This window comes from [Clostridium] fimetarium (genome assembly GCF_900111235.1).
Taxonomy (GTDB): Bacteria; Bacillota; Clostridia; order Lachnospirales; family Lachnospiraceae; genus Clostridium_N; species Clostridium_N fimetarium.
The window spans coordinates 1-18,354 of record NZ_FOJI01000030.1 but is presented as its reverse complement, the minus strand read 5'-3'; the positions used below and the strand labels follow the sequence as shown (position 1 = coordinate 18,354).

General features: G+C 32.8%; 15 protein-coding genes. 2 read left to right on the top strand and 13 right to left on the bottom strand.

The window, feature by feature from the left end; all coding sequences use genetic code 11:
- Positions 1–272 precede the first annotated feature (272 nt).
- Both BMY18_RS20265 and BMY18_RS20260 read right to left on the bottom strand, forming a co-directional pair.
- The gene (locus tag BMY18_RS20265; protein ID WP_092458301.1) at positions 273–2,105 is read right to left on the bottom strand and encodes a hypothetical protein; all 1,833 of its coding nucleotides are present in this window, start codon (positions 2,103–2,105) and stop codon (positions 273–275) included.
- Positions 2,106–2,350: 245 nt separating this feature from the next.
- Positions 2,351–3,541 carry an iron-containing alcohol dehydrogenase gene (locus tag BMY18_RS20260; RefSeq protein WP_092458298.1) on the bottom strand — a complete coding sequence of 397 codons (1,191 nt, stop codon included), beginning with the start codon at positions 3,539–3,541 and terminating at the stop codon, positions 2,351–2,353.
- A 448-nt stretch (positions 3,542–3,989) separates the two neighbouring features.
- Between BMY18_RS20260 and BMY18_RS20255 the strand changes: the two genes are divergently transcribed.
- Positions 3,990–4,718 (top strand): Bax inhibitor-1/YccA family protein, encoded by a 729-nt coding sequence (locus BMY18_RS20255; RefSeq protein WP_092458295.1) that lies wholly within the window; start codon positions 3,990–3,992, stop codon positions 4,716–4,718.
- A 569-nt stretch (positions 4,719–5,287) separates the two neighbouring features.
- On the top strand, positions 5,288–5,584 hold the full coding sequence (locus BMY18_RS20250; protein ID WP_092458292.1) for a DUF3892 domain-containing protein: 297 nt from the start codon (positions 5,288–5,290) through the stop codon (positions 5,582–5,584).
- Between the two features lie 111 nt (positions 5,585–5,695).
- Here BMY18_RS20250 and BMY18_RS20245 read toward each other — a convergent pair whose 3' ends face one another.
- The 11 genes from BMY18_RS20245 to BMY18_RS21215 form a co-directional block, all read right to left on the bottom strand.
- On the bottom strand, positions 5,696–7,615 hold the full coding sequence (locus BMY18_RS20245; RefSeq protein WP_092458289.1) for an NAD(+) synthase: 1,920 nt from the start codon (positions 7,613–7,615) through the stop codon (positions 5,696–5,698).
- A gap of 344 nt (positions 7,616–7,959) precedes the next feature.
- Positions 7,960–9,561 (bottom strand): leucine-rich repeat domain-containing protein, encoded by a 1,602-nt coding sequence (locus BMY18_RS20240; RefSeq protein ID WP_092458287.1) that lies wholly within the window; start codon positions 9,559–9,561, stop codon positions 7,960–7,962.
- Position 9,562: 1 nt separating this feature from the next.
- Positions 9,563–10,462: an LPXTG cell wall anchor domain-containing protein gene (locus tag BMY18_RS20235; RefSeq protein ID WP_092458284.1), complete on the bottom strand. Its 900-nt coding sequence runs from the start codon at positions 10,460–10,462 to the stop codon at positions 9,563–9,565.
- Positions 10,463–10,551: 89 nt separating this feature from the next.
- Complete coding sequence (locus BMY18_RS20230; RefSeq protein ID WP_092458281.1) at positions 10,552–11,643, bottom strand: ABC transporter substrate-binding protein; 1,092 nt, start codon at positions 11,641–11,643, stop codon at positions 10,552–10,554.
- Between the two features lie 20 nt (positions 11,644–11,663).
- Positions 11,664–12,434, bottom strand: a complete 771-nt coding sequence (locus tag BMY18_RS20225) for an ABC transporter ATP-binding protein (protein WP_092458278.1) — start codon at positions 12,432–12,434, stop codon at positions 11,664–11,666.
- The gene (locus BMY18_RS20220; protein ID WP_139197357.1) at positions 12,434–13,468 is read right to left on the bottom strand and encodes a FecCD family ABC transporter permease; all 1,035 of its coding nucleotides are present in this window, start codon (positions 13,466–13,468) and stop codon (positions 12,434–12,436) included. Before BMY18_RS20220 ends, BMY18_RS20225 begins: the two co-directional genes overlap by 1 nt.
- A gap of 21 nt (positions 13,469–13,489) precedes the next feature.
- Positions 13,490–14,581 carry an ATP-binding cassette domain-containing protein gene (locus BMY18_RS20215; RefSeq protein WP_242941094.1) on the bottom strand — a complete coding sequence of 364 codons (1,092 nt, stop codon included), beginning with the start codon at positions 14,579–14,581 and terminating at the stop codon, positions 13,490–13,492.
- Complete coding sequence (locus BMY18_RS20210; RefSeq protein ID WP_092458275.1) at positions 14,578–15,261, bottom strand: GTP-binding protein; 684 nt, start codon at positions 15,259–15,261, stop codon at positions 14,578–14,580. The genes BMY18_RS20215 and BMY18_RS20210 overlap by 4 nt, the downstream gene beginning before the upstream one ends.
- Positions 15,252–16,265: an ABC transporter substrate-binding protein gene (locus BMY18_RS20205; RefSeq protein ID WP_170841522.1), complete on the bottom strand. Its 1,014-nt coding sequence runs from the start codon at positions 16,263–16,265 to the stop codon at positions 15,252–15,254. The genes BMY18_RS20210 and BMY18_RS20205 overlap by 10 nt, the downstream gene beginning before the upstream one ends.
- A 525-nt stretch (positions 16,266–16,790) precedes the next feature.
- Positions 16,791–17,927, bottom strand: a complete 1,137-nt coding sequence (locus tag BMY18_RS20200; RefSeq protein ID WP_170841521.1) for a peptidyl-prolyl cis-trans isomerase — start codon at positions 17,925–17,927, stop codon at positions 16,791–16,793.
- 208 nt (positions 17,928–18,135) lie between these two features.
- Positions 18,136–18,279 (bottom strand): hypothetical protein, encoded by a 144-nt coding sequence (locus tag BMY18_RS21215; RefSeq protein WP_170841520.1) that lies wholly within the window; start codon positions 18,277–18,279, stop codon positions 18,136–18,138.
- Between the last annotated feature and the right edge of the window lie 75 nt (positions 18,280–18,354).

The following is an 18,354-nucleotide window of genomic DNA, read 5'->3' as shown; positions in this document are numbered from 1 at the left end:
CAGTTTTCAATGTTCAAATATACCTAAAATGCATATCCGCTCTCTATCAAAAAATATTAGTTTAAGACTTGACTTTTAATAGTTAGTCTCTACTTTTTATAATACCCTTAATATGTTACATTATTATTTAATATTGTAACATATTTTTCAACAACCATATATATCCTTTTAATAATCTCCTAAAAATTAAGCCAATAATGCACCATTATAAAAAATTAGCACCAACAAATTGATATGCTGGTGCTAAACCATCTTATATTAGTAGACCATGATTATTCTACATTTTCTCCTCTTATTTCTGAAATAAGCTGTCTTCTATATGCGCGGCATCCTTTTTCATTCCAATACTTCTTGTCTTGAAGTTTAATAACTTCAAATGTTGCCTCTACAATATCAGATTTGTAACTGATTTCAGGCTTTTTCCCTTTGAAAAAGATACTTATAGAATCTTCGTATCTGTCCATATCGAAATTATATTTTTGTGCAAATTTCTCACAGTTATCATTGTTTAATACTTTCACATGTGCGTAATACCCTACTAAATATGAGAAATAATCAACATCGAATTTGTTAATCCAAGTATTATCTTTTGCCATAAATACGACAACTGGAAATTGCCTATTCACATCATCAATTAATGCCGTTAACTTATCCACTTCATCGATTCGCACATGCATAACTTCCTCACGTAACCTCTCAACATCACATATTCCAATATTATCAGCGATCTCACCATAGAAATTAGGTCTGCTAAATAATACATTCTCATTATCTCTGTATCTTTCTTCAGGTTCTGCATATTCATTCGTTACTGAAAACTTCAAGCCTCTATCATCAAGTATAATGCTTGCATTCGAAATCCAAATTCTACTTGCGATCTTTAAATCGACATGCGTTGTTCTCTCACTAAAAATATACTTTGAAACATCAAAAACAATATCGACAGAGAATCCAGGTTTTTCATTATTATAAGACTCTATTTCATGCGGTATATCAGTTAACAATTCGCAAAATCTTGATCTAACCCATGAAAAAATATAGTTTGCTGCCTTTTTAAATGAAATTTCCATGTTATTATTTGAAATATCAAGATATGTAGAAGCACTAAATACAGTATATTCACCAAATTCCTGAAATGGCTCAAAGCGCTTCCTTTTATTACTTTCTTTGACATCCTCTTTTTTATTCTCTATCTTTGCAAATATTTCTTTGATTTTCTCGTTATTCGGTCCTAATAGATTAACTACCTTAATAACAGCATTAACATCTAATTGACTTGTTCTTTCTGAAGTATTCATCCAAAAATGTTCAATTGTTTTTTTTCTATCGAATTTAAAGAAAGATTTTGCTAGCTCGTTATCTTGATCGTATATTTCCCTTATCTCATCTATCATTGGCTCATTGGTCATCTTAAGACGATAATGGCAGCGAATCATATCCGTCCACTTTTTGTCTTTATAATGTTGATGTCCCAAATCTTCAAGTAACTTGACCACTGAATCATCACATAACTCTAGTGTTGCAAGTATACTATTCATCTTTCTTGCAAGTACTTCGTTTCCAATTCCAAAGGCTGAACCCTTGTATCTTAAATCATGTTCGATTTCATGCCATCCTTCAAACGAATTCGTTCTAACTTGGATTTCAAATGTATCATCGAGATAATTTGATAAAATTGGATTCATTATCGTCTTACTTAGGTAAGCCGGAAGTCTAAATATACCATTAATCTTCATTGCTTTAAATTCTGATTCGTTAATTTCTATTGTATTCCATTGACCCGGCTCAGTAAACACGGTATCTAATAGATTTCTGCAAATTGTTAAATCATCTGCAAAGTATAGCAAAATTCTTATCCCTATCAAATCTTGCATCTTTTTATTTTCATTTTCTCCGCCGACTCTTCTATAATCTTTATATAGAAGCTTTTCGACCATTGAATCAATTTCTTTGACTCTGTACACAATACGATAGTAAAATCCTGCTTTTTTTAACTTTTCTTCTATAATACTAAGCAAATCGGACTTAACAATTTCTGGTACAATAATCTGTTCCACGTTTTGCTTACAAAAAGCATTATTTGGTTCAAATTCAATATTTTTCATAAAACAACCTCCTAAAATATATTACTCCGCTCCCTACATTGTATATCAAAAAGAACATAAATACAATTAATTTGATAGAATTTCTAACATAAGAGATTCATTTTTCAGTATTTTTTAGTATTTAAAAAGCACCCCTTAGGGTCATGAATTAATTCATAAACTCTAAGAGATGCCCAATTGAAATCTGAAAAAATAATAATATAGATCAAATAAATTTGAAAAGCCCGATTCTAAAAATCAAAATTCTAAAAATCAATTTCCTCATCGTAATAACAAGCATGGATTAGTTTTTCCATCTCTTCCTGTGTTGGAATTCTTGGATTTGAACCGGTACAAGCATCGCCAATTGCAAGTGCTGATACTTTAGAAAGTTTATCATTAAATTCTTTTTCATCAATGATTCCACCTTCATATTCTTTGATACATGTTGGAATTTCTAATGAGGCATTCATTGCTTTGATTTCAACAATCAAAGCATCTACTAATTCTGTTGTTGTATTTCCTTTTAAATCTATGAATTTTGCAATATCCGCATAACGAATTGCTGCCACTTCATTTTTTGAGTTGAATTTAATAACCTTTGGAAGATACATCGCATTTGCACAACCATGAACAATATGCCCACCTGAATATGCTGCACCGGTCTTATGTGCCATCGAATGTACGATACCAAGTAACGCATTAGAGAATGCCATACCAGCCAAACACTGTGCATTATGCATTCTATCTCTTGCTGCCATATCCCCATCATATGAGGCTTTCAGGAAAATATGTACCATTTTAATTGCATGCAATGCCAATGGATCTGTAAAGTCACAATTCAGTGTAGATACATATGCTTCAATTGCATGAGTCATAGCATCCATTCCTGTAAAAGCTGTTAATTTCTTAGGCATTGTCTCTGCCAATGCAGGATCAACGATTGCGACATCTGGAGTTATATTAAAATCTGCTAAAGGATATTTAATACCCTTGCTATAATCTGTAATTACACTAAATGCTGTAACTTCTGTTGCAGTACCTGATGTTGAAGGAATTGCACAAAATTTTGCCTTTTGACGTAACGTTGGGAAACTAAATGGTGTGATTAAATCTTCAAATGTAATTTCAGGGTATTCATATAATGCCCACATTGCTTTTGCAGCATCTATTGGAGAACCACCACCCATAGCTACAATCCAGTCAGGCTTGAACTTCAACATTGCTTGGGCGCCTCTTTTCACTGTTTCTACACTTGGGTCTGGTTCAACATTTTCAAATAATTCAACTTCCATTCCCGCTTCTTTTAAATAATCAACTGCTTGGTCTAAAAAGCCAAAACGTTTCATTGATCCGCCGCCAACAACCAATATTGCTTTCTTTCCTACAAGATTTTTTAATTCTGCTAAAGTTCCTTTTCCATGATACAAGTCTCTTGGTAATGTAAATCTACTCATAATTTTCTCCATTTCTGCGCATTTTTTATTGCCTCGATCTACGAGACAATGCGCATATCTAGTTCGTGCAAGCACATTGTTGTCACAAACATGTGTGAAAGATTAATAATCTTTCATCATTAATAATAATTATAAAATTATATACGCGACAATAAGCGTTTTTAACTTTGTTAATTATTTATCAATTATACCATTCGTATATAATTCCGTCAATAATAAGAGCCATTGTATCTGTTTAAATACAATTAACATTTCTTGTCGCTACTATATAAATACAATTAACATTTCTTGTATAATATAGAAAAAATTATATTTACTTACACGCATTATATAGCATCAAAATTATTGGCGAAAATTATACCTGAATGATAAAACATTTGAAAATGCTTGACTAATATGTTATAAATGGTAATATAATTAAAAATAATTAAAAAAGAGGTGCATTAAAATGAATGAAAATTTCAATCAAAATTATGAACCCATTAATCAACAAAAACAAATGTATGGTTCACGCGCAAGAATTGAGGAAAATGTATTAGCACAATCATTTATATTTATGACAATTGCATTAATAATCACTGCTATAGCTTCGTATATGACCTTAACTTCGGATAATCTGCTTTATGCGATTGAAACCAATAGTGGAGGCCTATTCTATGGACTGTTAATCAGTGAATTTGTAGTTGTAATCGTCGCAACCCGCGCTATGAGCCATAATCGATTGCTTTCTTCCGCAATACTATTTGTTTTATATTCAGGTATTAACGGTGTTACTCTTTCAGTCATATTCGATATTTATCAGCTAGGCTCTGTATTTAGCATCTTTATTATGTCAGCTGTTATATTTGCTATCACAGCAGTATTTGGTATCGTTACCAAAAAGGACTTATCTACAGTTGGCAACATCTGTTTTATGGGTCTTATCGCCATTATTGTATTAAGTGTTGCAAATATGTTTTTCATTAAAAGCAATGGTATGGACCTCGTTATTTCTGCAGTTGGTGTTTTCATTTTTGTTGGTCTTGCCGCATACGATTCTCAAAAGATCAAAAAGATGTCTGCTGTCAGTAATTCCGATAACATAACCACTATGGCATTGTTTGGTGCACTTATGTTGTATTTAGATTTTATCAACCTTTTCCTTAGACTTCTCAGACTTTTCGGTAAAAGAAATTAGTAATCCTATATGAATTTAGAGCTATCACGATTCGTGTGATAGCTCTTTTTTTTGTTTGATATTTGGTTAGGGTGCCATAACTAAGAAAGTTTAGTTCACCACATCTCAAGCATAAAAGCACCTATTGTAAAGTTAACAGGAGTATTGGGTATGTTCTAATTATAGCACTATCCCACAGTACTTTACAGCGTTTTCAAGGTTTTTAGCCTTTTTTTAAATTATAATATACGTATGGAAATCATCTTATAAAGTAAACTGTAAATATTAATTTTTGATTATTCATTTATCGCAGACCGGCTGAAAGTAGTGCTTATATTTTGTCGAGACTCAGATAAAAAATGAGCGTAAGCGAGTATTTTTATCATCTCTGAGGCTCGTAAAAAATATACTACTTGAAGGAAAGGCAAGATAAAATGTATAATCAAAAATTAATATTCACTCGATACCTTTCATTATTAGTTTTGACACCGTAATCATATTTTCTTTTTAGAATTTATGATCTCTATGCATGTATATTTTTTGTCTTACTACAAATAATAACTATAAATTTATTGAAAGGAGCATATTGAATGAGCAAACCGAATATAAACCGTTCACAGCTTGCAATGAGCGCTCTTGACGACATACCCGATCCAAAATCCGATGCAAAAGATATTGTTGCCCTAGTAAAAAGTAGTGGACATGTTGATGGATACAAATTATCTGATGGAACTACGTTAAGTAAAGAACAAGGTGTTCAACTTGCAAAAGAAGGTGGTATTAATGGAGTAGGAATTGCCCACCGACAAGGCAGTGAATACTTGAAATCTTTGCCCGATGGCGCAGAAAGTAACAATTTAAGCAATCTTCCTTCTGTATCAGGATAAAAAAGTACACAAGAAAATATAAAATATAGGCTTGCACCTGGGCAACGTTTTCAATCGCCTCAGGTACAAGCCTATTCTTTCAGTTCTTATTTACAATTTTCAAGTTCTCGCTTACAATTCTTCAAGTTCTTTCATCCAAAGTGAGGCGCTCGCATCACTAGGCATGCGCAAATCACCTCTTGGCGAAATCGAAACTGAACCCACTTTAGGTCCATCCGGTAAACATGACCGTTTGAATTGTGTTGCAAAGAATCTACTATAAAAGGTCTTAAGCCATTTCAAAATAGTCTCATCGTCATATTCACCTTCAAATGCATTCTTTGTTATTCGAAATAACTTGGCTGGTCTAATTCCAAACCTAAGAATATGATATAAATAAAAATCATGAAGCTCATATGGTCCAACAATATCCTCTGTCTTTTGAGCAATTGTACCATTTGCCTTAGGTGGAAGCAGTTCTGGACTAACTGGTGTATCCAAGACATCATTTAAGACATCTGCAAGGCCCTCTTCCTTACAAGTATCTGCAAAATATTTTACCAAATGTCTTACAAGTGTCTTAGGTACTGAAACGTTGACGTCATACATTGACATATGGTCACCATTATAAGTTGCCCAACCTAGTGCTAGTTCTGATAAATCTCCCGTTCCAATCACTATGCCATTCATCTGATTGGCAATATCCATAAGGACCTGCGTACGCTCTCTTGCCTGTGCATTCTCATAGGTTACATCGTGAACATTAATATCATGATTAATGTCTCTAAGATGTAAAGTTACTGACTCTTTTATATCAATTTCATATAGTGCTGTGCCCAGTTTTTTTGTTAACTCAACTGCATTAGAATAAGTTCTATCCGTTGTTCCAAAGCAAGGCATCGTAACTGATATAATATTCTCGCGTGGAATCTGTAGTGCATCAAACGCCCTTATCATAACAAGCAATGCTAAAGTTGAATCAAGGCCACCTGAAATCCCTATTACTGCATACTTACATCCAATATGTTCTAATCGCTTCTTAAGTCCCAATGCTTGAATCGAAAGAATCGCTTCACAACGGTCCTCTCTTTCTCTTTTGTCTCTAGGAACAAATGGAGCTTTATTATATTTTTGGATTAATTTCAAATCTTTCATTTCAATATGAAACTCAACATCAGAATATTCATCTAAATCTTCTCGCGAACGAAAAGAAGTCATTCTACGACGTTCACACTTCAGCCTATCAAGATCAATATCTGCATATATCGCCTCATTCATAAATCTTTTGGCCTCAGCGATTACAGTACCATTCTCGGCAATAATATTATGTCCGCCAAATACGAGATCCTGTGTCGATTCCCCTTCACCAGCACTTGCATATATATATGCACAAAGAAGTCTGGCGGACTGCCCTCTTACTAGTTCTCTTCTATAGTTATCTTTGCTGATTGTTTCATTACTAGCAGAACAATTGATAATTACGGTTGCACCATTCATTGCATGGGCAATACTTGGGGGCATTGGAACCCAAAGGTCCTCACAAATCTCAGTTCCGATTACAAGTGACGGCATATTGGCACATTTATACAAAATCTTACTGCCAAAGGGTACAAGCTGTCCATCGATAACGACTTCACATACCTCATCAAATCCTTCTGTAAAATGCCTTTTTTCATAAAATTCCGAATTGTTAGGAATGTTCTTTTTAGGGACAAGACCAAGAATTTTTCCTTCTGAAATTGTCGCAGCTACATTATACAACTTTCCACAGTATTCATATGGTAATCCAACCCACACAAGGACGCCACTGATATTCACAGTATGTTTTACAATTGCAATAAGGCCATCTATCGCTCCTTGTAATAAAGTATCTTGTAAAAACAGATCGCCACAGGTGTAACCAGTAATACACAACTCTGGAAATACGATGACCTTAGCATCTTTTGCCACCGCTTGATCAATCAACTCACATATTCTATCTACATTATAATCACAATCAGCTACCTTAATCTTAGGTGTCATAGCAGACATTCTAACAAAACCTTGATGCATGATATTACCTCACTTTTTAGTCTTTTTATCTATAGTTAATAATTTGTAAAATACTATGTTTTTATTCTCAATTTAATAAATTAATCACATTTGTAAACGAATCTTTAATTCACTTTATTCATACTTTAAATCTATGCTAAAATTAATTGTACCATTATGGAGATATTTGTCAATCAGTTTGATGTTGATTTTGCAAAACAAAATAAGCTCTAAACATAAGTTTATGGCATTCATAATGAACACATCAAACCTCGTTTAGAGCTATTTCGATATCAAATTAATGTATGATGTCAAATTCTCATAGCTTTTTATATTTTTGTGTGTATAAAGGTATTAAGTTTATTTTACTTTTTCATAATTTTCTTAGCTCTAATTAAGATAAGTGAAATTAACATAGCTACTACTATAACAGAAATGATAATAAATACTTTTGTCCCATTATTATTTTTTCCAACATCAGTTTTTTGACTATCTATAATATTTTGCAAATTTTTACACACTGAAAAATCAGGTAAAACTTTAATATAATTACTTGATATATCCAGAAAAGAAATATTTTGAAGACCTACTAAATTACCTATTGTCTTAATCTTATTATTACTTAAATTCATATAAGATAATGTTTTACTTACTAAACTAGGAACTATTTCTATTTGGTTAGTACTAGCATTTAACGAAACAAGATTTGGCAATTTAGAAATATCAAATAGCTCTTTTATTTTGTTGTTTTGAATCAATATAGACTCAAGCTTTTGGAACAAAATGATATTTTCAATATCCTCTATTTCATTATTGCTTAAATCAATATACTTTAGCATTGGCATAATCAAATTTGGTAATGATTTAATCTTGTTATTTGAAAGATATAAACTTTCTAAATTTGAGAATTCAACATTTCCTAGCTCATTAATATTTTCTAAGGCTTTACCAGTTAGATATAATTTCTTAATGCTCTTAATATCCGCAACCGTAATTTCATCATTAACATCTTTTGACAAACTGGTTGCAATTGCTAGACATATACTTTCTGATTGAAAAACCTCATTTATTTTACCTAAATTACTCTCTTGTCCATAGACTGCATCAATATTTGTATTGGACAAAGGTTCACCACTTACTCCTATTTTATCAGCCTGTTCTACCTGTGTTGCGCTTGTTGTTTCCTCACTGTTCTCGGCATTAGCAGAAACTGTAATATTTTCTATATTAGTTGAGGTGTTATTTGACGTTGCATTTGATATAATATTTAAAGAACTTTCATTATCACTTCCCTCTTTTAGAAAATAATTGCCCCCATATCGGATAACAAATTCAACATAACCATTATTTACGGTTAAACCGGTTGCAATATTCGCCATTGTATCCTGTTTAATAATTTCATTGCTGTCTATAATTGGTGTACTCCCGTGTAAAACAGCGGAATCATATCCACCATAATAAGATAGTTCTAATTTTGTATCATTTAAAAATTGATCACCCACATACATCGTAATAGTTGCTAACCCTGGTAAATCCCTTTTATTTGAAAAAGAGAAATATTTTGCCCTCGTTCCTCCTGGTAATCCGGTTAAGATGTCACCCTCATAGAAATTTATTCCCAAGAAATAAGGGCCTTCTGGATTTGTGATTTTATCATAGGAAAACTTCCAGGAGTATTTCAAAGTTCCCTCCGCAGTATTACCCGCTCTATTTTCATATATTTCAGTGTAACCATTCGTTTTTACCATATTAAGATGTTTCCATGTCACCTTAGAATCGATGTCAAACAAATATTTGTAGGGATCATTCGATGACCCATTTCCACTATATGGACTCACATCATCGCCAATCACTCCTAAAGATTCAGCCGAACATACCGTATATATTTGTATTACAATTAAAAATGAAATTAATACAGTCAGTCCTTTTCTAACATAGCTTTTAAATGGAGTCCATTTTATTTTCATATTAAACAGTCTTTTTCTTTTTTGCTAACAAAGATATACTGACTCCTGAAATTACCATCAATATTATAAATACATAATATATTTCAGTTGATCCAGTTTTTGGCGAACTATTATCTGCTTCTTTAACTGTAGATATTGTAGTGTCAGCGTTTTCTGCCGCTAGCATGGTGTTCGTATTTTCTGTTGCTAATTGGATTGGTACAATTCCAGCGTCCTGTGAAGTTGGTGCTTGGATAGTAGGTGTTTCTACAATTGCTTCTTTTGTTAGTGTATAATTTCCACCATTTTTAACATTAAACACTATATATCCACCCTCAACAACGATTCCTTCTACCTTTGTTGCGGCTATTACAGGTACTACTTTATTTGATCCATCAATCTGACTACCATCAACACCATCAACATAGTTTAATGTTAAATGCGTCCCATCAATATATGAATCAGCAACATTTAATTTAATACTGATTTCCCCATAAAATAAGCGTTTAGACTTAAACTTTACTGATAAACCATTTTCGATTGACGTTGATGTTATTTGAAGATAAATAGGCCCTTTATTTGCCTCAACGATTGGAGCACATTTCTGTCCATCTATTTTCCATGAGTAATTTAGTTTCCCGGCAATTGTATCGCCTACTCTGTTTTCAAATACTTCTACTTTTGTAGCATCACTTTTTATGGTGCCTAACATATCATAGCCCTGAATGGTATTGAATTTTTTCCATGACATTGATGAATCGGCGGTAATTAAATATGTATTAGGTCCTGTTGCATATGGAATTGATGATGTACTAATTGATGCAAAAGCTGACGCATCAGCAGCCATTGCGCTTACAAGATTTAAACTCATAATCAAAACAAATATTAACACTACTGATATAACTCTTTTTCTTTTTTTCATAATTATGTTCTCCCTTTTTAGTTGAATTTAGAATTTCTGTTCAATTATTATCTATAATTTTATCCAACTTGTTTTTAGCTATCATACATTTAATTTCTTAATGCATTGGCTAACAAATTGTTTATTTTTTCATCAGATAACTCCTTTTGATAAAATAATGAATAAAACTTTTTGGTTTCTTGCTTGATATCATATTGATAGTAAGCTGGATATAATAAATTTCCCAACCACTTAATACCAATGATTCTGTTTACCGATGGTGGCATATCAAGCCAATTATATGGTAAGCACGGTGTCGCGTAGACCATATCTTTTTTAACCGCTTTTACAAGCTGCCATTCATATGATGCATTTGTTAGAATCGAAAAAACTCCACCATTATTGTCGTTATGTCCCATACTATAAGAGGCAATAATCACATCTGGATTGTATCGTAATAATTGCTCCATATTAATATTCAATCGTCCATCTGTATCAGCATTCAACATTACAACATTTTCCCCGCCAACCAAATCTATAACCTCTGAATGGGATGATCCTTTTGGTGCTGTCTGTAATCCTGTCGAGCCTTGTGCATAATAGACTTTTAGGACATCTTCATCCTTGATTGTTGAGGCGATCTGTTTTGCACTTTCAATCGTCTCTTTACAATAATTTGATAATTCTGTGGCTCTTTCTGATTCATTTAGAATCGTTCCTAAAAATTCATATGTATCGCAGATATTTTGTAGGCTAAAATCTGCAACTATGACAGGAATTCCCATAGTTTCTTGAATCTCATTTGCTGCACTGATAGACTCCTCGCTGATAATCGTCATCATTAAAATAATATCTGGATCTCTCTCCATGATTTCTTCCTTGTTTGCAGAACTATTATTTCCCTGCATTAGACCTAATATAGGAAGTGATAGATATTTTGCATTTATATAACTTGCTTCATCACTTGATAGTTCCATGCACCATCCTAATAATTTATCAGGACATAACGTATAAAGCATAACCACTCCTGGCTGACCCGTAGAATATATTTGATTAATTTCCACTGGAATATCTACCATTCTGCCTGCCATATCAATAACTTGATGGGTTTTAGCCGTTTGAATATTATTACTTGCATTTTTACTGCAACCCATAATGCTAAGTGCCAGTATTATAAATGCCATTACTTTTATGTATTTCATAATGCTCCCATCTGTCCATATTATTGTGGAACACAGATTTTCACTGTTTTAAAATCAAGTTTAATTTCTTTAACCAATGCATCTACTTGATATACTTCTTTGATTAATTCACTCGTTATAATCTCACTAGCACTTCCAATTACGAATTCTTTTTTCCCTTTTATCACTAAAACCTGGCTAGAACACAAAAATGCATGTTCTGGAAAATGTGTTGTGTAAATAATAGTAAGTCCTTTTTTTGATAACGCTCTTATTTGATCTAAAATTCTTGTTTGGTTTCCGAAGTCCAAATTTGCTGTAGGTTCATCCATTATTAGAATTTCACTCTTTTGCGCAAGCGCCCGCGCAATGAGTACTAATTGCCTTTCACCCCCACTAATTTCTGTATAAGATTTTTCTTGCAAATATAGTATATTTACTGTATTTAAGCACTCCTGGGCAATTTGCATATCCTTTTTTGAAGGGGATCGAAACACAGAAATATGTGATGTCCTTCCCATTGCAACTACATCTATAACTTTAAATGGGAATGGTGGTATATGTGCCTGAGGTACATATGCAATTTGTTTTGCCATTTCTTTGCTTGTTAAGGATTTCATAGCTTTCCCATGAAGCAAAATCTCACCATCTAATAATTTCAAATGTCCTAAAATTGTTTTAAATAAAGTCGTTTTTCCTATTCCATTTGCTCCCATAATACTTAGGATACTGCCTTTATTTACTCCAAATGATATGTCACTCAATATCACATTGTTTTTATATCCACAGACAACATTTTTTATTTCTAACATTAACACCACCCCCTTTTTCCCCTTAGAAGTAATATTATAAAACACGGCGCTCCTATAATTGCCGTTAATATACCCAGTGGGATTTCAACTGGAAACAGTATTCTAGATATATTATCAACAATCAGTAGAAACAAGGCACCAATCAAAAGCGTAGCAGGAATAAGATGCTTGTGATTTGGACCTACTATCATCCTGCTTAAATGAGGAATCACAAGTCCTACCCAACCAATTTGTCCACTAATGGATACCACAGATGCCGTTAACACTGTGGCACAGATAATAACAAGTGCACGAAGTCGTTTTGTATTGATTCCCATTGATGAAGCTTCCTCGTCTCCGAAAACTAAGACATTCAATCTCCATCTGATTAAAAGAAGAATTGCCATACATATTGTAATTGGAATCACAATCATTTTCAAATCTTTGATAGTAACTGATGAAAGGCTACCCATAAGCCAAAATGTTATTTCTGGTAATTTACTATATGGGTCTGCCACATATTTTATAATAGAAATAAATGCACTAAATAAAGCTGCAATCACCATTCCGGCCAAAACTAACACTAATGTTACATTTTCCCTTTGTCCTACTGCTTTGCTTATAAAATAGGTAAGTCCAACTGCAATTAAACCAAATACAAAGGATAAAAGTTGGATTCCTATACCTGAAAACGATAAAACGATTCCCAATGCTGCTCCAAATCCTGCTCCTGCCGATGCACCAAGAACATCTGGTGATACCATTGGATTTTGAAATATTCCCTGATAAGAAACACCTGAAACAGATAACGCTGATCCAACCAAAACACATACTATAATTCTTGGAAATCGAATATTATTTATAATTGATTTACAAACTTGTGGTACATCTAAATCATAATCAGTAATCATTGAACCAAGACTTTTTATGACATTAATGAATGAAATATAATATCTTCCCAACATAAACGAAATCAAAATCAGAAAAATCAGACTTATAAATAGTAGAATCAGTATTAAATTGTTTCGCGCATTTCTATTTGATTTTATTTTCATTTATGAATACTCGCTTTCCTATTATGCTAGGATTTCTCCCATTCTTAGTTTTTCTCTGTATGCCATTAGCTGAGCGTTTAATTTTTCTAGCTCTTTTAACTTCGTTTTCTCTCCCTTCGTTGTTGTAAGTAATCTATACATCCCACCATTTTGTATCACAAGACGTCGGTCAGCGTATAAAGCCAAAACGGGATCATGTGTTGCCATCACAATTATTTTTTCTCTTTTGATTAGAAGGTTTACCGCCGTTTTTCTATCGATTCCGGCATTTTCTATTTCATCAATTAATACAATTGGTGAAGAGCTTAAAAAAGCTGTATCAGCTATCATCAGAGCTCTTGACTGTCCACCACTAAGAGACGTAACTGGAGTATCTTCATATATTTTTTCACCGGCCAAATGATTCGCTTCGTTAATAATCATTTTAATTTTATCATCTAGATTTTCTGTTATCATTCTACTTTCAGCATGCATTCTTATGAAATCAATTACCGAAACATCCATAACAAAATTCATATTCTGTGATAATTGCGCTACCAGTTTGTGCTCAATGGAAAATCGCCACTCTGATGGAGGAACTTCACCATTGATTAAAATTTGCCTTCCAGTCGGTGTATCTTTTTGTGCCAACCACTCAATATCTGCTAAAAATCTACTTTTTCCAGCTCCCGTTGCGCCTACTATGGAAAGGACATCACCACAATGTAATGTCAGATTTATACTTTCGTTTACCAAATTTTTATTATGTCCACCAAGTATTGTAATAGAAGAAACTTTAAATTCATTTCCTTTTTGATGTTGTTGCATATTTTCAAGATATTCTAAGAATAAATCCAATAGATTAGATTTATCAACCCCTTTTTGCTCCAAATCATATTCATCCATTGTGTAAAAAATTGATTCAATTGTCTTGTTTTTTTTGTGTTCTGGATATTCAATTGACATAGATGTAAAAAACTCATGAACATAAGAATATTTATTAGAAACAGCATCCAATGTCATTTTTAATAATCTATTCTTTTGTATGTCTTTTGTTTGCATTTCCTTTGTATTTATTCCTTTTTCTTGAGTTCCTTTTTCTTGAGTTCCTTTTTCTTGTATTCCATCATTCATTCAAGCTCCATCCTCTTAGAATTTCCGATATGATACTCAGCTCCTATTCTTGTTTCTCCTAGACAATAGGAGCATACAGCCGCTGGCATCGTGAATCTAAGTTTTAACTGACTAATATCTACTTCGGCGTTACATAAAATCATTTTTGACAATTCCAAACAACCCTGTCCCGTTATCCCATTGATTTGCATTATGATTGCTTTAGGATTAACTTGTCTAACTCGAAATGAAAACACCTCTCTTTCCGCTTGAGAAACAACGTCTCCTTTTGTTATTGCTACTATATCAGCCATTTTTAACATTGGGCCGATTTTTCGTGGTGTATTTATTCCCATCAAATTATCAATCACACACACAGCTTTTATATCTCGAATATGTGGTGAACAGCGATTGCAAAGGCCTGCACTTTCTAAAATCAATATATTAAAATTATTCTTTTCTCCCCATTGAATACAATCTTCAAAATTACTAGCGAAAAAATGATCTGGGCACAGATTTCCTGATAACCCAATTTTAACTGGAATATTTTCGCGATTATAGATTTTGTCATCATCTGTACTAAGACAATCAAACTTAATTACCCCCACAATATAATCTTGTTCCCGCAATCCAGCTATCATATGAATTATGACAGACGTTTTTCCAGATGAAGGAGGTCCTGAAACTGTTATTATTTGCAATCAAAATCACCTTCTTTTGTTAAATCAGTCGTATTTCGAGTATTTATTACATTAAACATGATTTGATTTAAATGATCCAAAATCTCCTCTAAGTTGTTATTAATTATAAAGTCCCACCCTAACCACCTGAAATGTTCACCCATGTTATGCATATTTTCTTGATTATAAATGGAGAAGAACCCTCCTGCTAAAAATAACTCTTCTATATCTTTATCTGCTATTTTATTAGCAAGATCTTTTACCGCTTGGCTGCAATCTGTTTTCACAAGCATAACAAGTGGATTAATAATTGCTCCATCTTCTGGCCATATAATTTCCACATTTTTATTTTTTCCAACCATACAAGCAAAAGAATATGGAATTACACTTACGGCTGGTGCTTCCTTCATTTTACTACCTGCGAATTTAACCATTTGAGATGGATGTAGTCTGCATTTTACAGATTTCGCGAGTTTAAAAATTCCTTCATCACCCAACTCTTTATAAATATTTAACAACACCCCTTCACAGAATTGACTATCGCTATGACCACGATATGCAACCTTTGCCTCATACTCCTCAGTCAAAAGGTCACCCCACTTTTTTGGTGTAGGTAATTTAGGATTATTCGTTTTATCAACGAGAAATACCAGCGGATTAAATGCAATCAAGCTATAATAATTATCTGGATCAAATATATCAATCAATTCCAAATTCAAAAATGTTTCCTGTTCTAAAATATTACTAAATTTTCCTTTGTCTCTAAATAGTTTTACAAATTCTTTATAAAAAAAGCGACTAAATCCAGGTGCAATCATAATATTCGGCAATTCATTAATATCCTTGCAATGGGATATTTTCTCGAAAATATCAGTTTGCGCCACTGCATTAGATACGATTTTATACTCTAAATGTATATCATAGTACTCATTTAGTGTCTTAATCGTTTCAGTAATCTCTTTTTCAAACGATACTTTCAGCGGACATGGCATTAGTGCTAATAAATCTAACATTTTTTCTTTCATTTCATAACCTCCATATTTCATTTGATCTTCATCGTATTTTATGCATTTGTCTATTTCACTATATTTCTTAGATTCCGTTCATTCTAAGTTATTACCCCTATAAATTCAATAAACAAAACAATCAAAATATCATTCAAAACCAAAAGCAATTATGGTAGATATATCCATAAGTAAAACCTATGGTTAATCACTTCGCACTCAAACGCAAAAACACATCCATTACCTCTTGGATGTGTCCTTGCGTTCAGCAATTGCATTATTATTTTTCGTCCTAAATGTTTTAGCCTTAATTTTTTTTGCTTTTTAACGCCCTACCTGATTTTTGCTATAAAACGCAGAAAAAGTTCATTGAAGTCCTCAATTGTACGCATTTGCCGTTACAGCCCTACGAGATTGTCTGCAAGTGGTTGACGCATCTTTACGCGTCGAACCAAGTGCAAACAATCTCGTAGGGCTGTAGAGGCAATAGCGAACAAGAGGATATCAATGAACTTTTTCGTCCGTCTTATCTAAAACTCACTCACCTTACTCCTGACTTGCTGTTTCGGTAGGAATACTTAAATATTTCAAATGATTGTGCTTATCTATAACTGTATAATCAACTGTAAGTTTATCAATATACTCTTTTACAGCATTACTTGCAATCGTGCTTGATATCGTTGCATTAGTAGCCTCATCATAATATTTGTTTATAAAATATACAACATAAAATACACCATTATCTGTATCAGCCAAAACTGTTTTATCTCCTTCAGCTCTTGATGAATCATATAACCATGAGCTGTAGGTCGGACTTACACTGCTTGATGTACCACCTTTTATAAGTGAAGTATCGTCTGTCTCATATTTTGACTTTTGGTCATCAGCAGCATATGTTTTGCATAACGTTGCAAATGTTGCTTCATCTTTCACTTTTGAAAGCATTTCATTCGCTGCATCCTGTGTTGGAACTGAAAGGACTCTGTAATCCACTGAATCATAGTTATCCTTGTTTGCTTCATAGTATGCTAAAATTTCGGTATCTGAAGGTGTATTTTGTTCAGTAAGCTGACTGCTATACGCACCTGCGGTTAAATAATCCTTAATAATAGATTCCATGTTGCTTACTGTTGCATATATACCAAATTTGGTTTTATAAAAAGCATTTAAACTTACAGAAGCTGTAGTTGCCGCTTGTTGAATACTGTCTTTATAAGAATTAAAATCTGCAGATACATCATATTGAAACCCTTTACTTTTAGCATCAACTAATATTGCTTTTGTTTGTTTAATTACTTCAACTGTTCCCTGAGAAAAATAATCTTCCCAAGTCATTGTATCTGAATACATTTGATCTGCATAACTTTTAGTTGTATCCAAATTGAAATATGAAAGATAAGATGAATATGTTGTAACGAATTGATTCGCTGTACTATTATAATAATAATCAAATTCCACTTTTGAAATTTCATTATCTCCAACTGTTATGTACTCGCCATATATATTATTATGTCTGATTACAAAATACGATGTAGCCCCAATAATTATCGCTGCTAGACCAATTAAAGCAGATATTTTAAATATTTTCTGGTTTCTTTTTTGTTTTTCTTCTTCTCTTTTTCTCTCTAAAACCTTTTTGTCATACTTTGTAATAACCTTTTGAGTATTGTTTTTTACTTCCACTATCTTCGTCTCTTTTTTAATATTATTTGTCATTGTCATAATTTGTGAGATGTACTCACAAAACCTCCTCCTGATATACTTCTAAGATTATATAATACGATATATTTCAGCAAAGTGAAAGTCTTTTCACAAAACTTTCATTAAAAACAAAAAACTCACAAAATTAATCTTTGTAAGTTTTTATTTACTGTGCCAATATGGGCAAATCTTATCTTGTTTGCGCTTGAATTGTACCTCCAAATACGGTTGCCAATTCTTCTGTTTTTTTATTAATATCAGTTTTTAGTTCATTTATGCCGTTACTCGCTTTGGTTTCGAATTCATTTATACCTCGGGTCTTTGACAGTTGCATAGACTAAAAATTGCTATAGGCCTTGAAAAGTCTATATTTTTTTGTCTTTTTTTCAATTTATAGTAGCGCACTTTG

What these genes read in the sequence shown, in the direction of transcription:
- BMY18_RS21215 (WP_170841520.1), bottom strand. Translation starts at nt 18,279, where the DNA reads ATGCAACTGTCAAAGACCCGAGGTATAAATGAATTCGAAACCAAAGCG.
- BMY18_RS20230 (WP_092458281.1), bottom strand. Translation starts at nt 11,643, where the DNA reads ATGAAATACATAAAAGTAATGGCATTTATAATACTGGCACTTAGCATT.
- BMY18_RS20245 (WP_092458289.1), bottom strand. Translation starts at nt 7,615, where the DNA reads ATGCATCAAGGTTTTGTTAGAATGTCTGCTATGACACCTAAGATTAAG.
- BMY18_RS20260 (WP_092458298.1), bottom strand. Translation starts at nt 3,541, where the DNA reads ATGAGTAGATTTACATTACCAAGAGACTTGTATCATGGAAAAGGAACT.
- BMY18_RS20255 (WP_092458295.1), top strand. Translation starts at nt 3,990, where the DNA reads ATGAATGAAAATTTCAATCAAAATTATGAACCCATTAATCAACAAAAA.
- BMY18_RS20250 (WP_092458292.1), top strand. Translation starts at nt 5,288, where the DNA reads ATGAGCAAACCGAATATAAACCGTTCACAGCTTGCAATGAGCGCTCTT.
- BMY18_RS20225 (WP_092458278.1), bottom strand. Translation starts at nt 12,434, where the DNA reads ATGTTAGAAATAAAAAATGTTGTCTGTGGATATAAAAACAATGTGATA.
- BMY18_RS20220 (WP_139197357.1), bottom strand. Translation starts at nt 13,468, where the DNA reads ATGAAAATAAAATCAAATAGAAATGCGCGAAACAATTTAATACTGATT.
- BMY18_RS20235 (WP_092458284.1), bottom strand. Translation starts at nt 10,462, where the DNA reads ATGAAAAAAAGAAAAAGAGTTATATCAGTAGTGTTAATATTTGTTTTG.
- BMY18_RS20265 (WP_092458301.1), bottom strand. Translation starts at nt 2,105, where the DNA reads ATGAAAAATATTGAATTTGAACCAAATAATGCTTTTTGTAAGCAAAAC.
- BMY18_RS20240 (WP_092458287.1), bottom strand. Translation starts at nt 9,561, where the DNA reads ATGAAAATAAAATGGACTCCATTTAAAAGCTATGTTAGAAAAGGACTG.
- BMY18_RS20215 (WP_242941094.1), bottom strand. Translation starts at nt 14,581, where the DNA reads ATGAATGATGGAATACAAGAAAAAGGAACTCAAGAAAAAGGAACTCAA.
- BMY18_RS20205 (WP_170841522.1), bottom strand. Translation starts at nt 16,265, where the DNA reads ATGAAAGAAAAAATGTTAGATTTATTAGCACTAATGCCATGTCCGCTG.